The organism is Brevibacillus fluminis (assembly GCF_003710825.1).
Classification (GTDB): domain Bacteria; phylum Bacillota; class Bacilli; order Brevibacillales; family Brevibacillaceae; genus Brevibacillus_D; species Brevibacillus_D fluminis.
In genome coordinates this window covers 341,111-362,589 of the sequence record NZ_RHHQ01000007.1, presented here as the reverse complement: position 1 = coordinate 362,589, position 21,479 = coordinate 341,111, and the positions used below count along the sequence as shown (strand labels likewise).

The window sequence follows — 21,479 nt, the reverse complement described above, 5'->3', positions numbered from 1 at the left end:
TTAGTTCCCTCCCAGCCATTTGGCAACATCTTTTGCGTGGTAGGTAATGATCAAATCCGCACCTGCGCGTTTGAAGCCAACCATCGTTTCCATGACAATCCGTTCTTCATCGATCCAGCCGTTCAATGCGGCAGCTTTCACCATGGAGTATTCGGCACTCACATTGTACACAACCATCGGCACTTCGAACTTCTCACGCAAGCGGTGCACCATGTCCATGTAAGCAAGGCCCGGCTTAACGATCAGAAAATCCGCGCCTTCGGCGATATCGGAAGCGGCTTCGCGCACTCCTTCGCGCGCATTGGCCGGGTCCATCTGATAGGTTTTGCGATCGCCAAACTGCGGCGTGGATTCTGCCGCCTCACGGAACGGGCCGTAGTAAGCGGAAGCGTATTTTACCGCATAGGACATGATTGGGATATTCTTGAAGCCTGCTTCGTCCAACGCTTGGCGAATAGCAATCACGAAACCGTCCATCATGTTCGACGGAGCGATGATGTCTGCACCTGCTCTCGCTTGCGATACAGCCGTTTTCGCCAGCAGTTCCAGCGACTCATCATTGTCTACATCGTGATTATGGATCACCCCACAGTGGCCGTGGTCGGTGTACTCACACAAGCATGTATCGGCAACGACGACCAGCTGAGGATGCGTTTCCTTGATTTGGCGAATCGCTTTTTGTACGATTCCATCCTCTGCATAACCTTGCGAGCCGCAAGCGTCTTTTTCATCCGGGATACCGAACATCAGGACCGACTGAATCCCGATCGCTACGATTTCCTCCAACTCTTCATTCAAACGGTCGAGCGAAAATTGATAAACGCCCGGCATCGAGGAAATCTCGTTTTTCACACCCGTTCCTTCCACAATGAACAGCGGATAAATCAGATCTTCTTTGCGAACATGAAATTCACGGACCAGATTGCGCATCGCCGGACTTGTGCGAAGACGGCGATGACGATCGAATGAAAGTGCCACGTGTTTCTCCTCCTTACCCTTGCTTGATCACGTCAAGCAGGCCTTGAATCGTATAATCTGTCGCCACCCAATCAACAGCCAGTCCCAAGCTGCGGGCCGTATCGGCCGTAATCGGTCCAATGCAAGCGATTTTCACACCGGACAGCAGCTGGGTCAGGTCATGCCCTTGCATGGCTTGAACAAAATTTTTCACCGTAGACGAGCTTGTGAATGTGATGATATGGATCGCGCCTTCTTGAAGCAATTCAAGCGTCTCGGCAATATTTTCCGCATCTATAAGCGTATCATAGGTGTCTGCTTCCGTCACGTCGAGGCCAAGCTCACGAAGCGTTTTCGGCAACGTCTCCCGCGCGATGTCTGCACGCGGCAAAAGGACACGTTCCCCAGCCTTCAGCTGGCCTTGCAGCGTATCGAGCAAGCCTTCCGCGCGAAATTCCCCGGGCAATACTTCCACGGTTAACCCTTTTTCCTCCAGCTCAGCCGCTGTTTTCGGACCGACTGCGGCAATCTTGGCACGCATTGTCCGAATATCTACGCTGAGCTCACGCAGTCGTTTAAAGAAAAATGCGACCCCGTTCGCGCTCGTGAACATGACCCAGTCAAAGCTGCCCAGCTGTTGGATCGCATCGTCAAGCGGCTTGCTGTCTTCTGGCGAAACCATCTTAACCAGCGGAAATTCAAACGGCTCTCCACCCAGCTCGGCAATTTGCTCGGACAGTTCGCTTGCCTGACTGCGTGCACGTGTGACCAGAATGCGTTTGCCAAACAGCGGCTTTTTCTCGAACCATTGCAGCTTTTCACGGAGCTCCACCACTTCCCCGACGATGATGATAGATGGGTTGGAAAGCCCTGCTGCTTCGCGTTTCTCCACGATGTCTTCCAGTGTGCCAACCAGCGTTTCCTGGTCGATCGTCGTGCCCCAGCGCACCAAAGCCACCGGTGTTTGCGGCGAACGGCCGTGTTTGATCAGTTGCTCACGGATAAAGGGAAGGTTCCCCACGCCCATATAAAAGATGAGGGTCCCGACAGCGGTCGCTAGCTTTTCCCAGTTCACACTGGAAACCGTCTTATCCGGGCGCTCATGACCCGTTACAATGGCCAATGAGGAATTGAAATCACGGTGCGTCACCGGGATGCCTGCGTACGCTGGCGCTGCGATCCCTGATGTAATCCCCGGAACGATCTCAAACGGAATCTCATGTTTCACCAGCTCTTCCGCTTCTTCGCCCACACGGCCGAAAATCGACGGGTCCCCGCCCTTGAGCCGTGTGACGATTTTGCCTTCCAATGCTTTATCCACCAGAACCTGATTGATTTCCTCTTGTGTCAATGTGTGGCGGTCAGGTAGCTTCCCGCAATAAATCAGTTCCACACCAGGCTTGGCATGGGTAAGCAGTCTCGGGCTGGCAAGCCGGTCATAAACGATGCAGTCCGCAATTTTGATCGTTTCCAATCCGCGGACGGTAATCAGTTTGGGATCCCCCGGGCCTGCGCCAACCAGATATACTTTACCTTTGCTCATCGTGCATTCTCCTCCAATACGCTGGCCAAAATCTCACCTGCACCCAAATCCAGCAGGTGATTCGCGACCTGTACCCCAAGTACCTCAGGATCGGTTCCGGTAATCGTATGTTTAATCAAGGTGGAGCCATCCGGGGCTCCAACCATGCCGGTCAAGGTGATTTGCGGCATCGCGCCTTCGGCTCCTTCTTCAATCGTCGCATATGCCCCGATCGGTACCTGGCAGCCCCCTTGCATTTTGTGCAAGAATGCGCGCTCCGCAGTAACCGCAAGCTTCGTTGGCTGATGATCGAATTTTTTCAGTAGAGCCAGCATTTCCGTGTCGTCCGCGCGGCATTCGATCGCCAATGCCCCTTGACCAACCGCTGGCAAACTGATTTCCACCGGCAAAAATTGCGTGATTGTACCATTCCAGTTAACCCGCTCCAGGCCTGCTGCTGCAAGGATAATCGCATCGAAGCCTTCTTCCTTCAGCTTGCGCAGGCGCGTGTCGATGTTTCCGCGAATCGAACGAATTTGCAAATCAGGGCGATAATTCAACAGCTGTGCAGCGCGGCGCAGGCTGCTCGTTCCGACAACCGCCCCTTCCGGCAGCTCATCGAGCGTTTTTCCTGTCAGCGAAATCAACACATCACGCGGATCTACCCGCTTTGGAACCGCACCGATCACAAGCCCTTCCGGCAGCTCGGATGGCATATCCTTCATGCTGTGTACCGCCATATCCGTTTCTTTATCAAAGAGCGATTGCTCGATTTCTTTTACAAACAAGCCTTTGCCGCCCACCTTGGAAAGCGTCACATCCAGAATGACGTCCCCTTTGGTCACAATTTCATGGACTTCGAATGTTGACTCGGCATCCAGCTTCTTCAATTGTTCGATGACCCAATTGGTCTGAGTCAGGGCCAACATGCTTTTACGAGATCCTACTTTCCAGTTTTTCATAATTGCCTCCCTACATACTCTTCTGCTACATTCTTTACCAATTCAGCGGCCATCGCATAACGCTCCGCTTCCGACGCTTCTATGAAACGGTCTTGCAAAAGCTCGCGGAAAATCTTTTTGCGCTGTCCGTGATTGCCCACTTCCGCCAGCACCTGCTGCCGGATCCGTGCCAGGAAATCGACGTATTCCTCATATTCCGGACCAATCTCTTGTTCGATCGTTTGCTTGATTTTGCGTGCTAGCCCCGGGCTTGCACCCGACGTGGAGACCGAGATCGTCAGCTTGCCTCTTTTTACAACCGACGGAAGAATGAAATTGCACAGATCCGGTCGATCCACGATGTTGACCCAGCCGCCCGATTGACGGACTGCATGATAGACGGCATGGTTGACCTCGCTCTGGTTGGTCGCAGCAATGACGAAAGCAAATTCGGTCACATCGATTTCCGAAAACGCTTCGTTGCGCCAGTGCAAGCGTCCGTCCTGTGCCCATTCGCGAATGCCGTCACCCGCTTCTGGCGAGATGACGGTCACATCCGCACCTGCCTGCAGAAGCGACTCGACTTTGCGCGTCGCCACCTCACCGCCGCCGACCACCAGGCACTTTTTTTCATGTATGTCGATTACGATCGGAAAATACGAATCCATACACCTAACTCCTCTACATCCAACGATGAAAACCAGATATGTCTGTAAACAGGAAGTTCAGCAGCAGCAATGAAAACGCAACCAGATTGCTAACCGCCAGCCTGCTTCCTCGCCATTTGTCCGTAATGCGCTGATACATGACGATGGAGTAGCCGATCAAAACCAATGTCGACATTCCTACTTTTGGATCGAGCCAAAAATGTGCGCTCAAGACGAGGTGGCCCCAGATGGCTCCGAGAATCACGCCCAACAGCAAGAGGGGCAGGCCGATCATGTTGAGTCGATCGGAAAACAGCTCCAGCTTGTCGAGGCTCGGCAGGCGCCGGAACAGCGGAGACCAGCGCTTCCGTTTGAGCATGTAGTGCTGCACCAAATACATGATGGAGAACACAAGCGAAAGGGAAAAAGCCGCGTAGCTGATCAACGCCAAGGTGATGTGGATGAACAGCAGCTCCGATGTCAAAGCCTTGGTCTGCTCGATCATCTCCGTCTCCTGTGCGAACATGGAAAGCGAAAGTACGACGAACCCGATTACATTGGTAAAAAAGACAATTAAGTCAATCCTGAATAAATAATTCATGACCATGGATAACGTTACCAGCACCCATGAATAAAAAAATAGCGTCTCAAACAAAGTAAGAACCGGGAAGTACAACTTCGCGGTCATTTGCGAGACGAAAAAGACGGTTTGCAAGCACCAAACGACGGCAAGCAACCCAAAAGCCAGTCGGTTGACTTTTCGGTTACTTTGCAAGAAGTCATGAAAATAGAAGAGGACGCTCGCCGCGTAGAGAAAGATGGTAACATCATAAACCCATCTTACATCTGCCATCTCTTCTCCCCTCTTTCGCATAAAGAACGGGCACCCATTACGGTAAGCCCGTTCTCGTTTCTATTTGTAGGTATAGCGTTTAGTCGTTGACTCGGGAAGGAACCAGCTTCTCACGAACGGTTTGCTGTTTTTTGGCGAGCTCCCATTCGCTTTCCTTTTGATTGCGTTCCAAAATGTCTTCCAACGCAAAGATGGATGAGAATATCTCCAGAACGTCATCCCCGCTTTTTTGAACAGCTAGCTCTTTCAAGCGAACGACCGGATCATGCAAAATTTGATTGATAATTCCTTTTGTATGCTTACGAATAATGTGCAGTTCTCGTTCGGTCAAATTCGGCAGCTTGTTCTCGATTTTGTCCATGGCATCGCCGTGAATGGCGAATGCTTTTTCGCGGAGCGCGGAAATGAGCGGCACCACGCCCAGCGTTTGCAGCCAGGATGTGAAGGCGACGATTTCCTCGCAAATCATTTCGCGGATCGCAGCAGCGGCTTGCTGGCGCTCTTCCATATTGGTCGCAACGATTCCTTGCAAATCATCGATATCGTAAAGGTATACATTGTCCAGATCATGCAAAGCTGGGTCTAAATCGCGCGGTACGGCGATATCGATCATGAACAATGGACGATGCTTGCGTTTTTTCACGATCGGCGCCAGGCTGTCTTTGGTCAGCACATAGCCTGTAGCACCGGTCGAGGAAATGACGATGTCGGCTGTGAGCAACTGCTCGGGCAATTGCTCCATCGTGATTGCGTCCCCTTTGAATTTTTCGGCGAGCAGACGCGCGCGCTCGATCGTCCGGTTGGCGACGCACACTTTGTTAACGCCGTTTGCGGACAGATGCTTAGCAGTCAGTTCGCTCATTTTACCTGCGCCCAAAATCAACACCTGTTTGTCATGGAAGGAACCAAAAATCTTTTTGCCGAGTTCGATCGCCGCATAGCTGACGGAAACAGCATTTTCATTGATGCCGGTCTCGGTATGCGCGCGTTTTGCCAGGGTGACAGCCTGGCGGAAAAGCGTATTGAACACGGTGCCGGTGACTTTGTGTTCCTGCGCCAGCATAAATGCGGAACGCACTTGGCCCAAAATCTGCGTCTCACCCATCACCATGGAATCGAGTCCACAGGCTACGTTGAACAAATGCTCAATCGCTTCTTCGTTTTCTTTGATATATAAATACGGCTGGAACTGTTCCTTGTCGATGCCGAACCAGTCCGCGAGAAAATTACGCGTATAAAAACGACCTGTATGTAGCTGATCGCACACCACATAAATCTCTGTGCGGTTGCACGTACCGATAATTACACTTTCGACGATGCTTTTCGTCTGAGAGAGAAGGTGCAGCGCCCTGGGTGTGCTGTCGTCATTGAACGTAAATTTCTCCCGAATTTCGACAGGTGCTGTTTTATAGTTTAGTCCCACTAACAGGATATCCATGGTCTTCCTCCCAAACGTCATCGTTCAAATTGCACTCTCATTATATCATTATGTCCGTAATAGAGGGGTTTAAAATGTGAAAAGTTTATTACGACCTTGCTGATTCGGGCACTTACGCCGTCAATAGCGGAATCGCTCGACAATGGTTTCTAGCTTTTCCGCCTGATTCGACAATTGATTCGACTCAAGCGCAAGCCGGTTGACCGCTTCGGTCTGACCCTCTACAGCTGATGCCGCTTCAGCAACGCTCTCGGAAAACTCGTGGGCAATCGCTTCCACTTGTTTTATTGTTTGCATAACGCTGCGACAATTATCCAAAACCGCTTCTGCCCGTTCCTCATTTTGAACGGACTGCTGTTCATTTTCTTTGACAACCGCTTCCAGCGAGCGAATGGCTTGCCCAGCTTCGGTCACTTCGTTATTTGCAGCCAAAAGCACATGAAGGCCCTCTTGCGAATCTTGCCTTGCGCGCGCGGCTTCTTGATGGATCATCTCGATCGTGGCGACGATCTGTTCCGCGAAGCGGGTGGTTTCTTCCGCAAGCTGGCGCACTTCGCCAGCTACGACCGCAAAGCCGCGACCATGCTCGCCTGCCCGTGCCGCTTCAATACTCGCATTGAGCGCAAGCGTATTGGTTTGGCGTGCGATGCGTGTTATGGACGTTGCCTGCTCGCTGATCAGCTCGGCGCCCTTGGCCAGCTCTTGAATGCGGTTGGCCGTTCCGTTCATCGCGGCCTCCATCTGGACCATCTGGTTCGATGCAGACGAAACCGCTTTCGTTCCATCGGACGTCACGATTGCTGCACGCTTGCCGAGCTCTCGGGCGACGACGGCCGCCTCTCGTATTTCCATGAGCCGCTGCAACACTTCCTCCAACCGCTCCATCGCTTGTTTGGTGCCTGTTGCCTGCTGCCCTGCTCCTGCATGGAACTCGCTCATGATGCCCGTCAGCTCCTCAAACGTTTCCGCCAGTTCGTCCGCCTGTTTGGACTGCTGCAGGCTGATCGATCGCGTCGTTTTCGACGAGGAGGATATTTCGCTGATCATGCTCTTCATGCCCAGCACCATTTTATTTAATTCCAGCCCCATCTGATGGAATTCGTCGCGAGCTTGCGTCTCGATCCGTTTCGTCAGATCGCCGGAAGAGACCGTCCGCGTCATCCCCAACCATGTTTCCAGCTGTTTTTGCATATGCGAATAAAGGAAATGGCCGCCGATCATGCCGACTGCCAGAGAAGAGCCTGCGACAATGGCTACCTCGATCAGACCTGCCCCGCATAATAGACCGATCGGTACGCTGACGAATGATGGGAGGGCGCTCAGACCGAGGATCGCCGGCTGCAGAAACGGCCGATGCAGCAATGTCCCCATCCGCAGCACGTATCGTTTTTTGCCGTATACTCCAATCGGACATGACGTATCGATCAGCCATTCGCCCGTATCACGGCGGTACAGCTGCGCCAAAAGCTTGCTGGTGCCTGCCGCACGCTGTCCGACCACATCGCCGAACACGACGCCTTCGCGCAAACGATTCGTATGGATTTGACCCAAACCGGTCTCATCGATGACGACAAAATATTCGCGTTTCCCCAACGCTTGATCGAGCAGTGCCCGAATCTCCTCTTTCTTTTCTTCCAGGCCATTGCTTCCCGCAAGCAAGCTGCCAATGCGAGCCGCAACTTCTTCTGTCGTTTTCCCTGCAAGCCTAGCGCGACGCGATTGCAAAGCGGATGAATTCATCACGATCCCCAACCCCCTGATCTTCCATTTTTCTACAAACTCTCTATTTATACTAGAGAATAGCATAGGAAAAACCTTGGTTGGAAGAAGAACATCCGATAAAATCAATTTGGAAGGGTGGAATGATAGTTTGACTAGATCACAACAAGTATTTATCGGATTGCTTGGAGGCATCATGGCCCTCCTGTTTTCCTGCCTGCTGCCGCAGATGATGAACGATTCCGCTGCTTTCGGTGCTTTTATCGGGGCAGCCATGGGCTCGTTTGCCAACCGAATGATTTTGGAGCGGCGCGGGATCAGACAACCGTTCACCAGTACGTTGACGGGCTTTCTAGTCATCGTCCTAATCGGCTCACTTCTAATTACGCTCCTGCCTCTCAAACTGGCCACGGCAGCAACCGGTTCCCTGCCATTCTTGATCGTGGTCGGACTCGGACTTTTGTACGCTGTCATTTCCAGCGGAATCCGTTTTCGGCGGAACGGGTAATATTCCTTGCCAGCGGCGACGGCATCCCGTATGATCGGGAGAGTGTGCATCATACTTACAACATAGTGAAAAGTGGGGATATTTTGAAAAAGCAGCTTTGGGCAGAATTCACCCTGCTTTTGATCACGGTCGTGTGGGGCGCAACCTTTCTCGTCGTGCAAAATGCAATTTCCGTTCTGCCTCCGAATACGTTTAACGGCGTTCGCTTTACAATTGCGACTGCTTTTTTGGCAGTGATTCTGTTGTTTTATCCGCATTTGCGCAGCGCGTTCACGCCAAAGCTGATCCGCCATGGCGTCTGGATTGGGTTTTTGCTCTTTCTCATCTACGCCTTCCAAACGATCGGACTCCAGTATACGACGCCGTCAAAAGCAGGTTTTATCACAGGATTGGCAGTCGTGCTTGTACCGCTCTTTTCCATATTTCTGCTCAAGCAAAAGCTGGGGTGGCAAGCGATCTCAGGTATAGTAGCTGCAGTGGTCGGACTGTACATGTTGACCATCAGCAAGACGATCGGCTTGAACTTTGGCGACGTGCTGGTCTTTGGCTCCGCAATCTCTGGAGCGCTTCAACTGGTCTTCACCGGAAAATACGCACCGCAGCATCCCGCCTTGCCGCTTGCTATCGTCCAATTGTCGACTGTCACAGTCATCAGCTGGCTGTGCGCGTTTCTTTTCGAGGATTGGCACAAGGCGTTTGATGCCAATGCCATGCTCGATCCAAACGTTACCTGGGGGCTGTTGATCACCGCGATTCCCGCTACCGCAATCGCTTTCTTGGCGCAAACCGCGTTCCAGAAGCTGACGACGCCGACGCGCATGGCTCTGATTTTCGCCCTCGAGCCTGTTTTTGCGGCGATTACCTCCTTTGTGTTTATCGATGAGGTTTTGACAGCCCGCCAAATGTTCGGCTGCATTCTCATCCTGTCCGGCATGCTTATCACCGAGCTTCCGTTCAAAACATGGTTTCAATTTTTGTTTGCGCGCAAAAAATCCATGCCCACTGCCGAAAAATAACGTTGGCTGAAAAAAGGGACTGCTTCCCAGTCACAGACTGGAAGGCGGTCCCTTTTCCTTTGCACCACGCACTTCTATCTTCGCTTCGCGACTTCCTGTAAAACCGCATCGATCAGCAGATTCATGACACTGCCGCAGACGCGATGCGGCAGGCGCTCGGTCCGTTTCAGCCAGCGATGAAGCTGCAAATAAAGCGACGCCGCCTGCAGCATCTTATTTTCCATCCCAGCTGCGATCAGCTGGGCGGTTAGCTTACCGGCCCTTGCCCAGTGCCAGTATTTCACCAGCCACGGTCGAACCTCTTGCTTCAGCTTGTCATTCTTTAACTGCGTGAGCAACCAGTCGGCCGACTCTTCCATCTCGGTAAATAACCGGGTCAGCTCCCCAACTGCCTGCCCGGGATTTGCACCGTATAAAAAATTGAAACGGAATTGCTGAAACGTTTCGAGCAATCGCGGCGACTCCACGTCGGTCAAGCACGAGCTTTGCACATTGTCAGCGAACGCGAGAAAGCGCTCAGCACCCTCGTCGCCCACCCGTTCTTGAATTGCTCTGCGCCAGGCGGATTCCGGATCATAGCCATACGGATCCTCCAAATACTCTCCGATGGTAGCGAGCGCGATTTTGGACGCTTCCGCATACTCCATCGCATTGGCCATATAGCCTGCCGCATAGCGATGCAAACTAGGATCGCGATGACGGATCGGGCCAATGTGCATCTCATGCGCCATTGCCAAATCATTCACTGGGTAATTGTCCCAATAAAACGGCAAATGTCCCGTTGACTCGAGGAAATGTCGTGCGTCCGCTTCTGTCAGCATCGGCGAACAGACGAACCTTCCTGTCCAAAAGAGCGGGAGCTGTGCTGGCACAAGCTCACCAAGCTCGCGGACATACCGCTCATCTCCCGTGCCATGATACAGCGTAGGGCAGACAATAAGCTGGTTTTCTTCCGACCAGGAAGCGAGCTCGGTTTGGAGCTTATTCGTCACAGCAGCATGGGCCTGGGCCAAAGAGCTGAACGTTTGCTTGTCTTCCGCATGCATCAGGACGGCGGGAATATCATCAAACAGGAGGGCGAACCGCCGTACTCCGATGGAAAACAGCTGATGATATTTGCCGAGGAGCTTGTCAAAGTGCGCGTTGCTCGCATACTGCATCGACAAGCCCGGGCTTAAGCAATAATAAAAGGCGAGCCCTGCCTGCCTCGCATGGGCGATCAGCGCGGATATCTTGGCAAGAGAAGCCTCCGTATGTGGCTTTTGCCAATCCTCTCGCAAATACAAATCATCCTTGGGGGCGTAAAAATAGGCGTTGAACCGATGACGGCCAAGAAAGGCGAGCATATCGACCCGTTCCTCATGCGTCCACGGTTTGCCGTAAAATCCCTCAATGACGCCTCTGATCGCAAAGAAATCCGCTTGGCTCATCTGCTCCTCTCCTTTGTTCAATCGGCCCTACTCGACGCTTTCCGCTTTCTTCTTTTCTTCTTTCGCTTCCTTGGCTGCGGCCGCTACCATAGCGTCCTGCTCCTTGATTCGGTTGATGATCTCTTGCCACAGCTCATCTCGCCCCTGTCCCGTCTCCGACGAGAATACGAGAATCGGGTCACCACCACGAACGTTCATGGTCTCACGGATGATTTTGGTATGCTGCTGCCAACGGCCGCGGGCGATTTTGTCCGCTTTCGTTGCCACGACCACAACCGGAATACCGATTTCCTTGGACCAGGCGTACATCGCCACGTCATCCTTGCTCGGCGCGTGGCGAATGTCCACGAGCTGCACCATGAAGCGCAGCTCTTCTCGCTTTGCCAAATAAGTCTGGATCATTTTGCCCCAAGTTTCTTTGATCGATTTGGCTACCTTAGCATAGCCGTAACCAGGAAAGTCAACCAAATAAATGCTTTTATTGACCAAAAAATAGTTCAACGTTTGAGTTTTTCCCGGCTTAGAGCTCGTCCGCGCCAATGCTTTGCGGTTCATCATTTTGTTCAAGAGCGAAGATTTGCCCACATTGGAGCGACCTACCAGAGCAATCTCCGGTAGGCCGTCTGTGGGATATTGGTTGGCTGCAACAGCACTTGTAATAAATTCAGCTGATGTAATTTTCATTTCGTATCCCCATTCATCTCGAAAGAGCGTGTTTCAAAACCTCGTCCAAATGCGCAACTGGCAAGAACTTCATTTCTTTGCGCACGCTTTCCGGGATGTCCTCAATATCCTTTTCATTGTCTTTCGGTAAAATCACAGTGGTCAATCCGGCACGGTGCGCAGAAAGCGATTTTTCCTTCAAGCCACCGATCGGCAGCACGCGCCCGCGTAGCGTAATTTCTCCGGTCATGCCCACTTCTTTACGCACCGGCTTACCTGTCAGAGCGGAAACCAACGCGGTCGCCATCGTAATCCCTGCGGATGGTCCATCCTTTGGAATGGCTCCCTCCGGCACATGGATGTGGATGTCGTTTTTCTCATAAAAATCCGGATCGATATCGAGCTCTTCGGCGCGCGAGCGAATGTAGCTGAATGCCGCTTGTGCCGATTCCTTCATGACATCGCCCAGCTGGCCGGTCAGCGTAAGCTTTCCTTTGCCAGGAAGGATGCTGACTTCCACGTTCAGCGTGTCGCCGCCCGTTTCGGTCCAAGCCAGACCAGTCACCGATCCGATCTGATCTTCCTTCTCCGCCAGTCCGTAACGGTAACGCGGTTTGCCCAAGAGTGCCTCTACCGTTTTCGGCGTGACCACGACTTTTTTCTTGTCACCGCTCACGATTAATTTCGCGGCTTTGCGACAAATGTTGGCCACCTCGCGATTCAGGTTGCGCACGCCCGATTCCCGCGTATATTGGCGGATAACCTTCATTTGCGCCTCTTCGTTCATCGACAGCTTATCTTTGCCCAATCCATGGTCTTCCATCTGCTTCGGTAGCAAATAGCCCTTCAGGATGTTCAGCTTCTCCAGTTCCGTGTAGCCGGAAATGCGAATCGTCTCCATCCGGTCAAGCAACGGACGCGGTATGGTGTGCAGTGAGTTGGCTGTCGTTATGAACATCACGTTGGTCAAATCGTACGTCTCTTCCACATAGTGGTCGCTGAACTTGTCATTTTGGTTCGGGTCCAGCACTTCCAAAAGCGCCGATGACGGATCGCCGCGGAAATCGGATGCCAGCTTGTCGATTTCATCCAGCAAAAAGACCGGATTGATCGTGCCCGCCTGCTTCATTCCTTGAATGATCCGGCCCGGCATGGCACCAACATACGTACGGCGGTGACCGCGAATTTCGGCTTCATCCCGCACGCCTCCCAGCGAGATGCGCACGAATTCGCGCTCTAGCGCTCTGGCGATGGAACGTGCCAGTGAGGTTTTCCCCACACCCGGCGGTCCAACCAAGCACAAAATCGGGCCGCGCATTTTGTTGACCAGCTTTTGCACGGCCAAGTATTCCAGCACGCGCTCTTTCGGCTTTTCCAAGCCGTAGTGGTCTTCATTCAGCACATCTTCCGCATGCTTGATGTCCAGATTATCCGTTGTCTTCTTGGTCCATGGAAGAGCAAGAAGCGTATCGATATATGTACGAATGACACTGCCCTCAGCAGAGGTGGACGGCATTTTTTCCAATCGCTCGAGCTCTTTCTCGATTTTGGTGCGGATGTTCTCAGGCACATCCGACTTATCCAATTGGGAACGCAGCTCTTCCACCTCGCCAGCGCGGCCTTCCTTATCGCCAAGCTCTTTTTGGATTGCCTTCATTTGCTCGCGCAGGTAGTACTCTTTCTGCGTTTTTTCCATCTGCTTTTTCACGCGCTGGTTGATCTTGCGTTCCAGCTCGAGCACTTCGCGTTCATTGTTCAAGATTCCAAGCAACAGCTCAAGACGTTCCTTAATGTTGGTCGTCTCCAAAATCTCCTGCTTGTCATCTATTTTGATCGGCAAGTGCGAAGCGATTACGTCTGCCAGGCGCCCCGGTTCCTCAATGTCAGTAACCGATGTCAGGGTCTCCGGTGAAACCTTTTTGGAAAGCTTGATATATTGCTCAAAATGGGCAAGAACGGCCCGCATTAGCGCTTCCAGTTCGTTTTCGTCCGTTACTTCTTCTTCCAAATAGCTGATGCTGACGATAAAATACTCGTCCTTGCTCTTAAACTCCTCAATTTTGGCCCGTTGCAATCCCTCAACCAGGACGCGAATCGTACCATTTGGGAGCTTCAGCATCTGCTTGACGCGAGCAACGGTACCGATGCTGTAAATTTGCTCGGCATCCGGCTCTTCAATCTGAACTTCCTCCTGGGTGGCTAAGAGAATTTTGTTGTCATCCACCATGGCTCGTTCAAGGGCCTTAATAGATTTCTCCCTACCCACATCCAAGTGAAGTACCATGCTTGGATACACGAGCAGCCCGCGCAAAGGCAAAAGCGGAATGTCCCGTGTGCCGGTACGTTCACTCATAAGTAAGCACCTCCATGACCTTTATGAAATCACCGTCGTTTTCTTTTTTCTGTAGTAAATGAGGCGTTTTCGTATCATTTTAGCGCAAAGCGGGAACAATGTCTAATTTGCCCAAGCCGGAAACGCACTTTCTTTCCTTTTTGTTTAAATCGGCAAGGTCGTCCCCAGCTCATCCGTCTGAACCGGCAGCGTCAGCGGCGCCCGCTCGCTCGCTGGCGTCTCCAGCTCGACCTCTTCATCTAGGAGCGCCAGCTTCAGTCCTTCCTGCACCATACTGACGGGAATCACTTGAATGCCTTCCATCTCCGTGAAGATCGATTGCCAGTTTTCCTCCGGAATCAAGACGCGGGTCGCACCTGCCTGTCGTGCTGCCTCAACCTTGGCGACAATGCCGCCTACCGGCTTCACTTTGCCGTGGATGCTGATTTCACCACTGACTGCCAGCAGGTTGTCGATTCGCTTCTTTTGAATCGCCGAGAAGATGGCGATCGCGATCGTAAGCCCTGCTGATGGTCCGTCTACCGGAATACCGCCTGGAAAGTTGATGTGCAAATCATAATCGTAAGGAGCCACTCCTAATCGATGCAAGACGGTCAACACGTTTTCAATCGAGCCTTTCGCCGTCGATTTGCGGCGGATGGTCCGATTGCGGTTGCCCAGCTCCTCTTCTTCCACCATACCCGTCATTGTCACGCGTCCGTTACCCGGGATCGTCGCGAGCGTAGCTGTGACCTCCAGCTCCATGACGCTTCCCATGTTCGGGCCGTAAACCGCCAATCCGTTGATCAACCCGATTTGCGGTGTCTGGTGCACTTTCTTTTCGTGGCGTGGCGACTTCTGGCTACTGTGGACAACCCATTCCACGTCGGCTGGCTCGATCGATTTCCGCTCTTCCGTCATGGCGATCCCTGCGGCAATCTGCAGTGTGTTGATGGCTTCCCGGCCGTTGGTTGCATAGCGCTCGACGACCGCCACTGCCTCTTCCGTCAAAATCATATCCAGCTTTTGCGAAGCCGTACGGATGATGCTGCCGACCTCTGCCGGCATCAGCGGACGGAAGAAAATCTCCAAGCAGCGGGAGCGCAGTGCTGGAGGCAATTCTTCCGGCGAACGCGTCGTCGCGCCGACCAGTCGGAAATCCGCCGGCAGTCCATAGCGGAATACATCATGTATATGTGCCGGGATCTGGGTATTTTCCTCACTGTAATAAGCACTCTCGAGCATCACTTTGCGGTCTTCCAGCACTTTTAAGAGCTTGTTCATTTGCACCGGGTGCAATTCGCCGATTTCATCGAGGAACAGGATGCCCCCGTGCGCTTTGGTAACGGCGCCCGGCTTCGGCTGCGGGATGCCCGCTTGCCCCATCGCGCCCGCACCTTGGTAAATCGGATCATGCACGGAACCAATGAGTGGATCCGCGATACCTCGTTCATCAAAACGAGCAATCGTCGCATCTACCTCCACGAACTTGGCGTCGCTCTTAAACGGCGAAAGCGCATTTTTCTTCGCCGCTTCTAGTACGACGCGCGCGGCTGCTGTTTTTCCGACGCCCGGCGGTCCATAAATGATGACGTGCTGCGGATTCGGTCCGCATAGCGCTGCACGCAGCGCCTTTAGCCCGTCTTCCTGACCGACGATCTCCGCGAGCTCGCTTGGCCGTGTTTTTTCCGACAACGGTTCTGTCAGGGCGATCATGCGCAATTTGCGCAGCTGATCCATGTCCTTGCGCGTTTCTTTATCCGTCGATTGCTTCGTCGTACGCTGCGCACGCAACAGATTCCAAAAATAGGTTCCGATAATGATCCCTACGACAACTTCGATACATGCAATAATCAACGTTGTATAATCCATGAGCCTTTCCCTCCCAGCTTACGCATCCTCTCAACTATATAAAGTAGTATTGCCTATGCTGCGAGAGAGTAAACGAAAAACCACCCCATGTTTGGGGTGGTCGATCGACATGTTAGGCAATTTCGCCGTGTACGGCGCGGCCTTCTTTATTGGTAAGCATCGGCTTCACTTTGTCTTTGACAACTGCTTCGGTAATAACGCATTTGCCTACATCCTCACGGGATGGCAGCTCATACATCATATCGAGCATGATTTGTTCAATGATCGCACGCAAGCCGCGCGCACCTGTGTTGCGCTTGATTGCTTCCTTCGAAATCTGATGCAGCGCCTCATTTTCGAATTCAAGCTCAACACCATCAAGCAGCAGCAGCTTTTGATACTGTTTGATCAGCGCATTTTTTGGCTCGGTCAAAATGCGGATCAAGGTCTCTTCATCAAGCGGCTCCAGAGTGGACATCACCGGCAGACGGCCGACGAACTCTGGAATCAAGCCGAATTTGAGCAGGTCTTCTGGAAGCACGTGCTTCAAGTATTCCCCTGCTTTCAAATCGCCTTTTACACCGTCGGCAGCCAGGTCTGCACCGAAGCCAATTACCTTTTTACCGATACGGCGCTTGATGATTTGCTCGATGCCGTCAAACGCTCCGCCGCAAATGAACAGAATGTTGGACGTATCGATTTGGATGAACTCTTGGTGCGGATGTTTGCGTCCACCTTGTGGCGGAACACTCGCAACCGTTCCTTCCAAAATTTTCAACAGTGCTTGCTGTACGCCTTCGCCAGAAACATCACGCGTGATGGACGGGTTCTCCGACTTGCGGGCAACCTTGTCGATCTCGTCGATGTAGATGATGCCCTTCTCGGCTTTTTCTACGTCGTAATCAGCAGCCTGGATCAGTTTGAGCAAGATGTTTTCCACGTCTTCCCCTACGTAGCCAGCCTCAGTAAGCGAGGTAGCGTCCGCGATGGCAAACGGTACGTTCAAAATGCGCGCCAGCGTTTGAGCCAGCAGCGTTTTCCCGCTACCGGTAGGACCGATCAGCACGATGTTGGATTTTTGCAATTCCACATCTTCGATCTTGGCACCGGTATTGATCCGTTTGTAATGGTTATAAACCGCAACCGACAAGGATTTTTTTGCCAAATCCTGACCGATGACATAGTCATCAAGGATTTTGCGAATCTCCATCGGTTTCGGGATTTCCTTCATATCGATTTCTTCGTCGCTGCCCAGTTCTTCTTGGACGATCTCATTGCAGAGCTCGATGCACTCATCACAAATATAAACGCCAGGTCCGGCTACCAGCTTGCGTACCTGCTCCTGTGATTTGCCGCAAAAAGAGCATTTCAGCTGACCTTTGTCATCGTTAAATTTGAACATTGCTTTCACCTCTCGTCAGTCGATTCCTTGCGTATTCGATCACTTAATTACCTTGTCGATCAATCCGTAAGCCAACGCTTCTTCCGCGCTCATGAAATTATCGCGGTCGGTGTCCTGCTCGACACGCTCAAGCGGTTGACCCGAACGTTCGGCAAGAATCTCATTGAGCTGCCGCTTGGTTTTCAAGATCCAGTCGGCATGAATACGGATATCTTCGGCCTGACCTCGCACGCCGCCCAAAGGTTGGTGAATCATGACTTCACTGTTGGGCAGACAGTAGCGTTTACCTTTGGCTCCGGCGGTAAGTAAAACCGCCCCCATACTGGCAGCCATACCGATGCAGATGGTGGAAACGTCAGGCTTTATGTACTGCATCGTGTCAAAAATGGCCATACCTGCGGTGACTGACCCACCTGGAGAGTTTATGTACAAGCTAATGTCTTTCTCAGGGTCTTCGGCCGCCAAAAACAACAGCTGCGCCACGACCAGGTTGGCTATGTCGTCGTCAATCTCAGTACCTAAAAAAATGATTCTGTCTTTCAATAAGCGCGAGTAAATATCATACGCGCGTTCTCCACGGTTGGTTTGTTCAATGACCATAGGGATTAGCATACTATCCGCCCTCCTTTTTGCGTTGATATGTAGAATACTAAGATACAACATTTTGGAGTTAGAAAACAAGGCACGAATACGCTTGTTCGTGCCTTGTACTCCTGTACTAAATTATGCGGTTACTTTGCTTTGTGCAACCAGGAAATCGACTGTTTTGCGAGTTTGGATGTCTTGGTACAGTCCAGCCATGCCATCTTGTGCTGCAAACAGTTTTTGCAGCTCGTCTGCAGGACGACCGTACAGGCCAGCCAATTTTTCCAGTTCAGCGGTGATGTCAGCTTCTTCAACCTTGATCTCTTCCGCTTTTGCGATCGCTTCGAGCGTCAGTGCAGTGCGCACACGAGTGGTTGCGTCAGCGCGCATTTGGTCGCGCAGCTGGCTTTCATCCATGCCGGAGAATTGGTAGTACAGTTCGATGTTCATACCTTGGTATTGCAGGCGTTGCGCGAATTCCTTCACCATTTGATCCAGCTCTTGCTCGATCATTACGGATGGGATTTCGATTTCTGCGTTTTCGCTAGCTTTCAGCACCAATTGCTCGCGCTCGTAATTTTCTTTCTCTTTTTCCGCTTTTTCTTCGAGCTTTTTCTTCGTATCAGCTTTCAGCTCGTCAAGCGTGTCGAATTCGCTCACATCTTTTGCGAACTCGTCGTCGAGAACTGGCAGGTTTTTGCGTTTGAAGCTGTTCAATTTCACATTGAATTTCGCTTCTTTGCCAGCGAGGTTAGGAGAATGGTATTCTTCAGGGAACGTTACGGTAACTTCCTTCTCTTCACCGATCGCCAGGCCGACCAATTGCTCTTCAAAGCCAGCGATGAATGTGCCGGAGCCCAGTTCCAAGGAATAGTCTTCCGCTTTGCCACCTTCGAAAGCAACGCCATCTTGGAAGCCTTCGAAATCGATGCTTACGATATCGCCGTTTTCGGCTTTGCCTTCTTCGACAACAACCAGTTCAGCGTGGCGCTCTTGCATGCGTTTCAGTTCAGCGTCAACAGATTCGTCAGTTACGCCGAAATCTTTCGCTTCGATTGTCAAGTTTTTGTAGTCACCCAGTTTCACTTCTGGTTTGACTGTAACAGTCGCTTTGAAAACAAGCGTCTCGTCTTTGCCCATTTTTTCCACGTCAACTTCTGGACGGTCTACAGGCTCGATACCGGTTTCGCGAACAGCTTGTCCATATGCAGTTGGAAGCAAAATGTCCAAAGCTTCTTGATACAAGGATTCAACGCCAAAACGCGCTTCGAACATTTTGCGCGGCATTTTTCCTTTACGGAAGCCAGGTACGTTGACTTTTTGTACTACTTTTTTGAAAGCTTGATCCAATGCATCATTTACTTTTTCGGCTTCAACTTCAACCGTTAATACACCTTGATTATTCTCTAACTTTTCCCATTTTGTTGCCACTTTAAACTTCCCCTCCTAGAATGTTTCCAAAGGACCTTGCACAAGTACACCGTATATCGACGTACATTACATGCCATTATAACCATTTTAGTATATCACATACGAAAGATATTTCAAGGCGCTTGCCTGCGCAGTCGAAACGTGCCGCCACGCTCGTTCACCGTGTTCCCCTTGATGTCGAAATAGGTGACTTTGACTGTGACGAAATCAGCTCCAGCCTCTTCTTCCTCTACCAGTGCATAGGTTGGCACTGGAAAGTGGCGTGGCTGCAGCATGCTACCGGGATTGATGAACAAAATATCCCGTTCAACCGTGCACACCGGCACGTGCGAATGCCCGAAAATAACGAGATTCGCCCCGGTTTCCTCGGCCCGGTAATGGAGCTTCAAAAGCGAGCTTTTGACGCCGAAAAGATGCCCGTGCGTTTGATAGATACGCAGGTTTTTCCAGACGCTGCCCAGCTCAAGCGGCACTTTGCTATCTACGTCGCAATTGCCGCGAACGAGCCGCATGGCAGAAAATGGCGCCTTTTTTTGGTCGGTGCAATAATCGCCGCAATGAAACACGTGGTCCGCCTGATGACGGTCCACTACCGCTTTTACTTCAGCTGTCGCTCCGTGTGAATCGCTGAGGATGAGAATGCTCATCGCCCGTTCACTCTCCCCGGAAAATTTGCATGAGCTTGTGCATTGCCGCCGCTCGGTGACTAATCTGGTTTTTGGTCGCCGGATCGATTTCTGCCATCATACATCCGCGTTCCGGCAAGTAAAAAACCGGATCGTAGCCGAAGCCGTTCGTCCCCTTCGGCTCATGGGCGATCATTCCTTCGCATGTGCCAGTCGCGATCACGGGTGCTTCACCCGGCGCGACATAAGCCAGCGTGCAGCGGAAACGAGCGGTGCGCTTTTCATCCGGCACGCCTTCCAGTTCCGCCAACAGCTTGCGCCAGTTCGCCTCGTCATTCCCGTGCTCCCCGGCGTAGCGGGCGGAATAGACGCCAGGCGCTCCGTTCAGCGCATCCACTTCCAGTCCGGAATCGTCGGCAAGAACGGCACAGCCGAGAAAGGACGCGGTTTCCACCGCTTTTTTCACCGCATTGGCTTCAAACGTGTCCCCGTCCTCCACCACGTCGGGCGCGTCGGGAAAATCCGCCAAGCTGACGGCGGTGTAGCCCAGCTCGGCGAACATTTTGTTGAACTCTTTTACTTTTCCTTGGTTGCGAGTCGCCAGCACAACCTTCTTTTCATTTGCTTGACTAGGCATGGCTTCCCTCTTTCACTTCTTGTGCAGGCAGTGTATGTATGTATTGCGTTAAGTCACCCAACGCCTGTTTTTGCGCCTCGATCAAATCGACGATTCCCGTCTGCGCGAGCGCCAGCAGTGTAGTCAGCTCAGTCGGGGTAAACGGTGCTTCCTCTCCCGTCCCCTGCAGCTCGACATATTTGCCCGCACCTGTCATGATCACGTTCATGTCGACGGTCGCTGTCGAATCTTCTTTATAATTGAGGTCGAGCAACGCTTCGCCATTGATGATGCCCACCGAGGTTGCCGCCAAATAGTCGGTGATCGGCAGTTTTTTCCACGTTCCGCTTTGAACCAGTTTGTACATGGCATCGACCATTGCGACAAAAGCGCCGGTGATCGAGGCTGTGCGGGTGCCGCCATCCGCCTGGATTACGTCGCAGTCGATCCAAATCGTGCGCTCGCCCATGGATTCCAGTGCGACGACTGACCGCAGCGTCCGTCCGATCAGACGTTGGATTTCCATCGTTCTTCCGCCCAGCTTTCCTTTAGACGATTCACGGGCGTTGCGCGTTTCCGTCGCGCGTGGAAGCATCGAATATTCAGCGGTGATCCAGCCTTTACCGCCGCCCCGCATAAAGGGAGGAACCCGTTCTTCCAGTGAGGCGGTGCAAATCACTTTGGTATCGCCGACCTCGATCAGGCAAGACCCTTCTGCGTGCTTTATGTAATTGCGGGTGATGGTCACCGGACGCAATTGGTCGCTCACACGTCCATCATTTCTCATTCTATGTTCCTCCTGTTTTCATTTCGCTCCAAAAACTGGTCCAACTTCCGCTCATTATACCAGAGCAGCAAAACATTCTGCTACTCTTGGACAGCCTCGACCACTGGAAAACTTTTGAAATTCCTTTGTCCTCTACATGAAAATCCACGCCAGGC

The 21,479-nt window shown here is 52.1% G+C and carries 19 protein-coding genes; 2 read left to right on the top strand and 17 right to left on the bottom strand.

What is annotated here, in order from left to right:
- The 7 genes from hemB to EDM56_RS08465 all read right to left on the bottom strand — a co-directional run bounded on the left by hemB (position 1) and on the right by EDM56_RS08465 (position 8,098).
- The gene (hemB, locus tag EDM56_RS08495) at positions 1 to 978 is read right to left on the bottom strand and encodes a porphobilinogen synthase (protein WP_122917460.1); all 978 of its coding nucleotides are present in this window, start codon (positions 976 to 978) and stop codon (positions 1 to 3) included.
- Positions 979 to 991: 13 nt separating this feature from the next.
- Positions 992 to 2,500: a uroporphyrinogen-III C-methyltransferase gene (gene cobA, locus EDM56_RS08490; RefSeq protein ID WP_122917459.1), complete on the bottom strand. Its 1,509-nt coding sequence runs from the start codon at positions 2,498 to 2,500 to the stop codon at positions 992 to 994.
- Entirely contained in the window at positions 2,497 to 3,441 is a 945-nt protein-coding gene (gene hemC / locus EDM56_RS08485) for a hydroxymethylbilane synthase (protein ID WP_122917458.1), read from the bottom strand. The genes cobA and hemC overlap by 4 nt, the downstream gene beginning before the upstream one ends.
- A complete protein-coding gene (locus tag EDM56_RS08480; protein WP_122917457.1) occupies positions 3,438 to 4,088 on the bottom strand; it encodes a precorrin-2 dehydrogenase/sirohydrochlorin ferrochelatase family protein in 651 nt (216 codons plus the stop codon). Before EDM56_RS08480 ends, hemC begins: the two co-directional genes overlap by 4 nt.
- A gap of 13 nt (positions 4,089 to 4,101) precedes the next feature.
- The gene (locus tag EDM56_RS08475) at positions 4,102 to 4,920 is read right to left on the bottom strand and encodes a cytochrome C assembly family protein (protein WP_122917456.1); all 819 of its coding nucleotides are present in this window, start codon (positions 4,918 to 4,920) and stop codon (positions 4,102 to 4,104) included.
- 79 nt (positions 4,921 to 4,999) lie between these two features.
- Complete coding sequence (hemA, locus tag EDM56_RS08470) at positions 5,000 to 6,358, bottom strand: glutamyl-tRNA reductase (protein ID WP_122917455.1); 1,359 nt, start codon at positions 6,356 to 6,358, stop codon at positions 5,000 to 5,002.
- Between the two features lie 120 nt (positions 6,359 to 6,478).
- Positions 6,479 to 8,098, bottom strand: coding sequence for a methyl-accepting chemotaxis protein (locus tag EDM56_RS08465; RefSeq protein ID WP_246009327.1), 1,620 nt, complete (start codon positions 8,096 to 8,098; stop codon positions 6,479 to 6,481).
- A gap of 130 nt (positions 8,099 to 8,228) precedes the next feature.
- Here EDM56_RS08465 and EDM56_RS31435 point away from each other — a divergent pair, with 130 nt between their 5' ends.
- Both EDM56_RS31435 and EDM56_RS08460 read left to right on the top strand, forming a co-directional pair.
- Positions 8,229 to 8,585 carry a hypothetical protein gene (locus tag EDM56_RS31435; RefSeq protein ID WP_183192349.1) on the top strand — a complete coding sequence of 119 codons (357 nt, stop codon included), beginning with the start codon at positions 8,229 to 8,231 and terminating at the stop codon, positions 8,583 to 8,585.
- A gap of 83 nt (positions 8,586 to 8,668) precedes the next feature.
- Complete coding sequence (locus EDM56_RS08460) at positions 8,669 to 9,601, top strand: DMT family transporter (protein ID WP_122917660.1); 933 nt, start codon at positions 8,669 to 8,671, stop codon at positions 9,599 to 9,601.
- Positions 9,602 to 9,675: 74 nt separating this feature from the next.
- Here the strand turns inward: EDM56_RS08460 and EDM56_RS08455 are convergent, their stop codons facing one another.
- From EDM56_RS08455 to rph, 10 genes are all read right to left on the bottom strand, one after another.
- Positions 9,676 to 11,031, bottom strand: coding sequence for a protein O-GlcNAcase (locus EDM56_RS08455; RefSeq protein ID WP_122917453.1), 1,356 nt, complete (start codon positions 11,029 to 11,031; stop codon positions 9,676 to 9,678).
- 27 nt (positions 11,032 to 11,058) lie between these two features.
- Positions 11,059 to 11,715 carry a ribosome biogenesis GTP-binding protein YihA/YsxC gene (gene yihA / locus EDM56_RS08450; protein WP_122917452.1) on the bottom strand — a complete coding sequence of 219 codons (657 nt, stop codon included), beginning with the start codon at positions 11,713 to 11,715 and terminating at the stop codon, positions 11,059 to 11,061.
- A 13-nt stretch (positions 11,716 to 11,728) separates the two neighbouring features.
- Positions 11,729 to 14,047 (bottom strand): endopeptidase La, encoded by a 2,319-nt coding sequence (lon, locus tag EDM56_RS08445; protein WP_122917451.1) that lies wholly within the window; start codon positions 14,045 to 14,047, stop codon positions 11,729 to 11,731.
- A 144-nt stretch (positions 14,048 to 14,191) separates the two neighbouring features.
- Positions 14,192 to 15,898: an ATP-dependent protease LonB gene (gene lonB / locus EDM56_RS08440; RefSeq protein WP_122917450.1), complete on the bottom strand. Its 1,707-nt coding sequence runs from the start codon at positions 15,896 to 15,898 to the stop codon at positions 14,192 to 14,194.
- Positions 15,899 to 16,010: 112 nt separating this feature from the next.
- Positions 16,011 to 17,279, bottom strand: a complete 1,269-nt coding sequence (gene clpX / locus EDM56_RS08435; RefSeq protein ID WP_122917449.1) for an ATP-dependent protease ATP-binding subunit ClpX — start codon at positions 17,277 to 17,279, stop codon at positions 16,011 to 16,013.
- 39 nt (positions 17,280 to 17,318) lie between these two features.
- A complete protein-coding gene (gene clpP, locus EDM56_RS08430; RefSeq protein WP_122917448.1) occupies positions 17,319 to 17,891 on the bottom strand; it encodes an ATP-dependent Clp endopeptidase proteolytic subunit ClpP in 573 nt (190 codons plus the stop codon).
- A 111-nt stretch (positions 17,892 to 18,002) separates the two neighbouring features.
- Positions 18,003 to 19,295, bottom strand: a complete 1,293-nt coding sequence (gene tig / locus EDM56_RS08425; RefSeq protein ID WP_122917447.1) for a trigger factor — start codon at positions 19,293 to 19,295, stop codon at positions 18,003 to 18,005.
- Between the two features lie 113 nt (positions 19,296 to 19,408).
- Positions 19,409 to 19,942, bottom strand: coding sequence for a metallophosphoesterase family protein (locus EDM56_RS08420; RefSeq protein WP_122917446.1), 534 nt, complete (start codon positions 19,940 to 19,942; stop codon positions 19,409 to 19,411).
- A 7-nt stretch (positions 19,943 to 19,949) separates the two neighbouring features.
- Complete coding sequence (locus EDM56_RS08415) at positions 19,950 to 20,558, bottom strand: XTP/dITP diphosphatase (protein WP_122917445.1); 609 nt, start codon at positions 20,556 to 20,558, stop codon at positions 19,950 to 19,952.
- Positions 20,551 to 21,324, bottom strand: coding sequence for a ribonuclease PH (gene rph, locus EDM56_RS08410; protein ID WP_122917444.1), 774 nt, complete (start codon positions 21,322 to 21,324; stop codon positions 20,551 to 20,553). The genes EDM56_RS08415 and rph overlap by 8 nt, the downstream gene beginning before the upstream one ends.
- Between the last annotated feature and the right edge of the window lie 155 nt (positions 21,325 to 21,479).

Excerpts from the sequence above, each read along its gene's own strand:
- rph (WP_122917444.1), bottom strand. The coding sequence starts at position 21,324 with ATGAGAAATGATGGACGTGTGAGCGACCAATTGCGTCCGGTGACCATC.
- EDM56_RS08415 (WP_122917445.1), bottom strand. The coding sequence starts at position 20,558 with ATGCCTAGTCAAGCAAATGAAAAGAAGGTTGTGCTGGCGACTCGCAAC.
- EDM56_RS08465 (WP_246009327.1), bottom strand. The coding sequence starts at position 8,098 with ATGAATTCATCCGCTTTGCAATCGCGTCGCGCTAGGCTTGCAGGGAAA.
- cobA (WP_122917459.1), bottom strand. The coding sequence starts at position 2,500 with ATGAGCAAAGGTAAAGTATATCTGGTTGGCGCAGGCCCGGGGGATCCC.
- clpX (WP_122917449.1), bottom strand. The coding sequence starts at position 17,279 with ATGTTCAAATTTAACGATGACAAAGGTCAGCTGAAATGCTCTTTTTGC.
- EDM56_RS08455 (WP_122917453.1), bottom strand. The coding sequence starts at position 11,031 with ATGAGCCAAGCGGATTTCTTTGCGATCAGAGGCGTCATTGAGGGATTT.
- EDM56_RS08475 (WP_122917456.1), bottom strand. The coding sequence starts at position 4,920 with ATGGCAGATGTAAGATGGGTTTATGATGTTACCATCTTTCTCTACGCG.
- lonB (WP_122917450.1), bottom strand. The coding sequence starts at position 15,898 with ATGGATTATACAACGTTGATTATTGCATGTATCGAAGTTGTCGTAGGG.
- EDM56_RS08480 (WP_122917457.1), bottom strand. The coding sequence starts at position 4,088 with ATGGATTCGTATTTTCCGATCGTAATCGACATACATGAAAAAAAGTGC.
- hemA (WP_122917455.1), bottom strand. The coding sequence starts at position 6,358 with ATGGATATCCTGTTAGTGGGACTAAACTATAAAACAGCACCTGTCGAA.
- yihA (WP_122917452.1), bottom strand. The coding sequence starts at position 11,715 with ATGAAAATTACATCAGCTGAATTTATTACAAGTGCTGTTGCAGCCAAC.
- clpP (WP_122917448.1), bottom strand. The coding sequence starts at position 17,891 with ATGCTAATCCCTATGGTCATTGAACAAACCAACCGTGGAGAACGCGCG.
- hemC (WP_122917458.1), bottom strand. The coding sequence starts at position 3,441 with ATGAAAAACTGGAAAGTAGGATCTCGTAAAAGCATGTTGGCCCTGACT.
- EDM56_RS08420 (WP_122917446.1), bottom strand. The coding sequence starts at position 19,942 with ATGAGCATTCTCATCCTCAGCGATTCACACGGAGCGACAGCTGAAGTA.
- lon (WP_122917451.1), bottom strand. The coding sequence starts at position 14,047 with ATGAGTGAACGTACCGGCACACGGGACATTCCGCTTTTGCCTTTGCGC.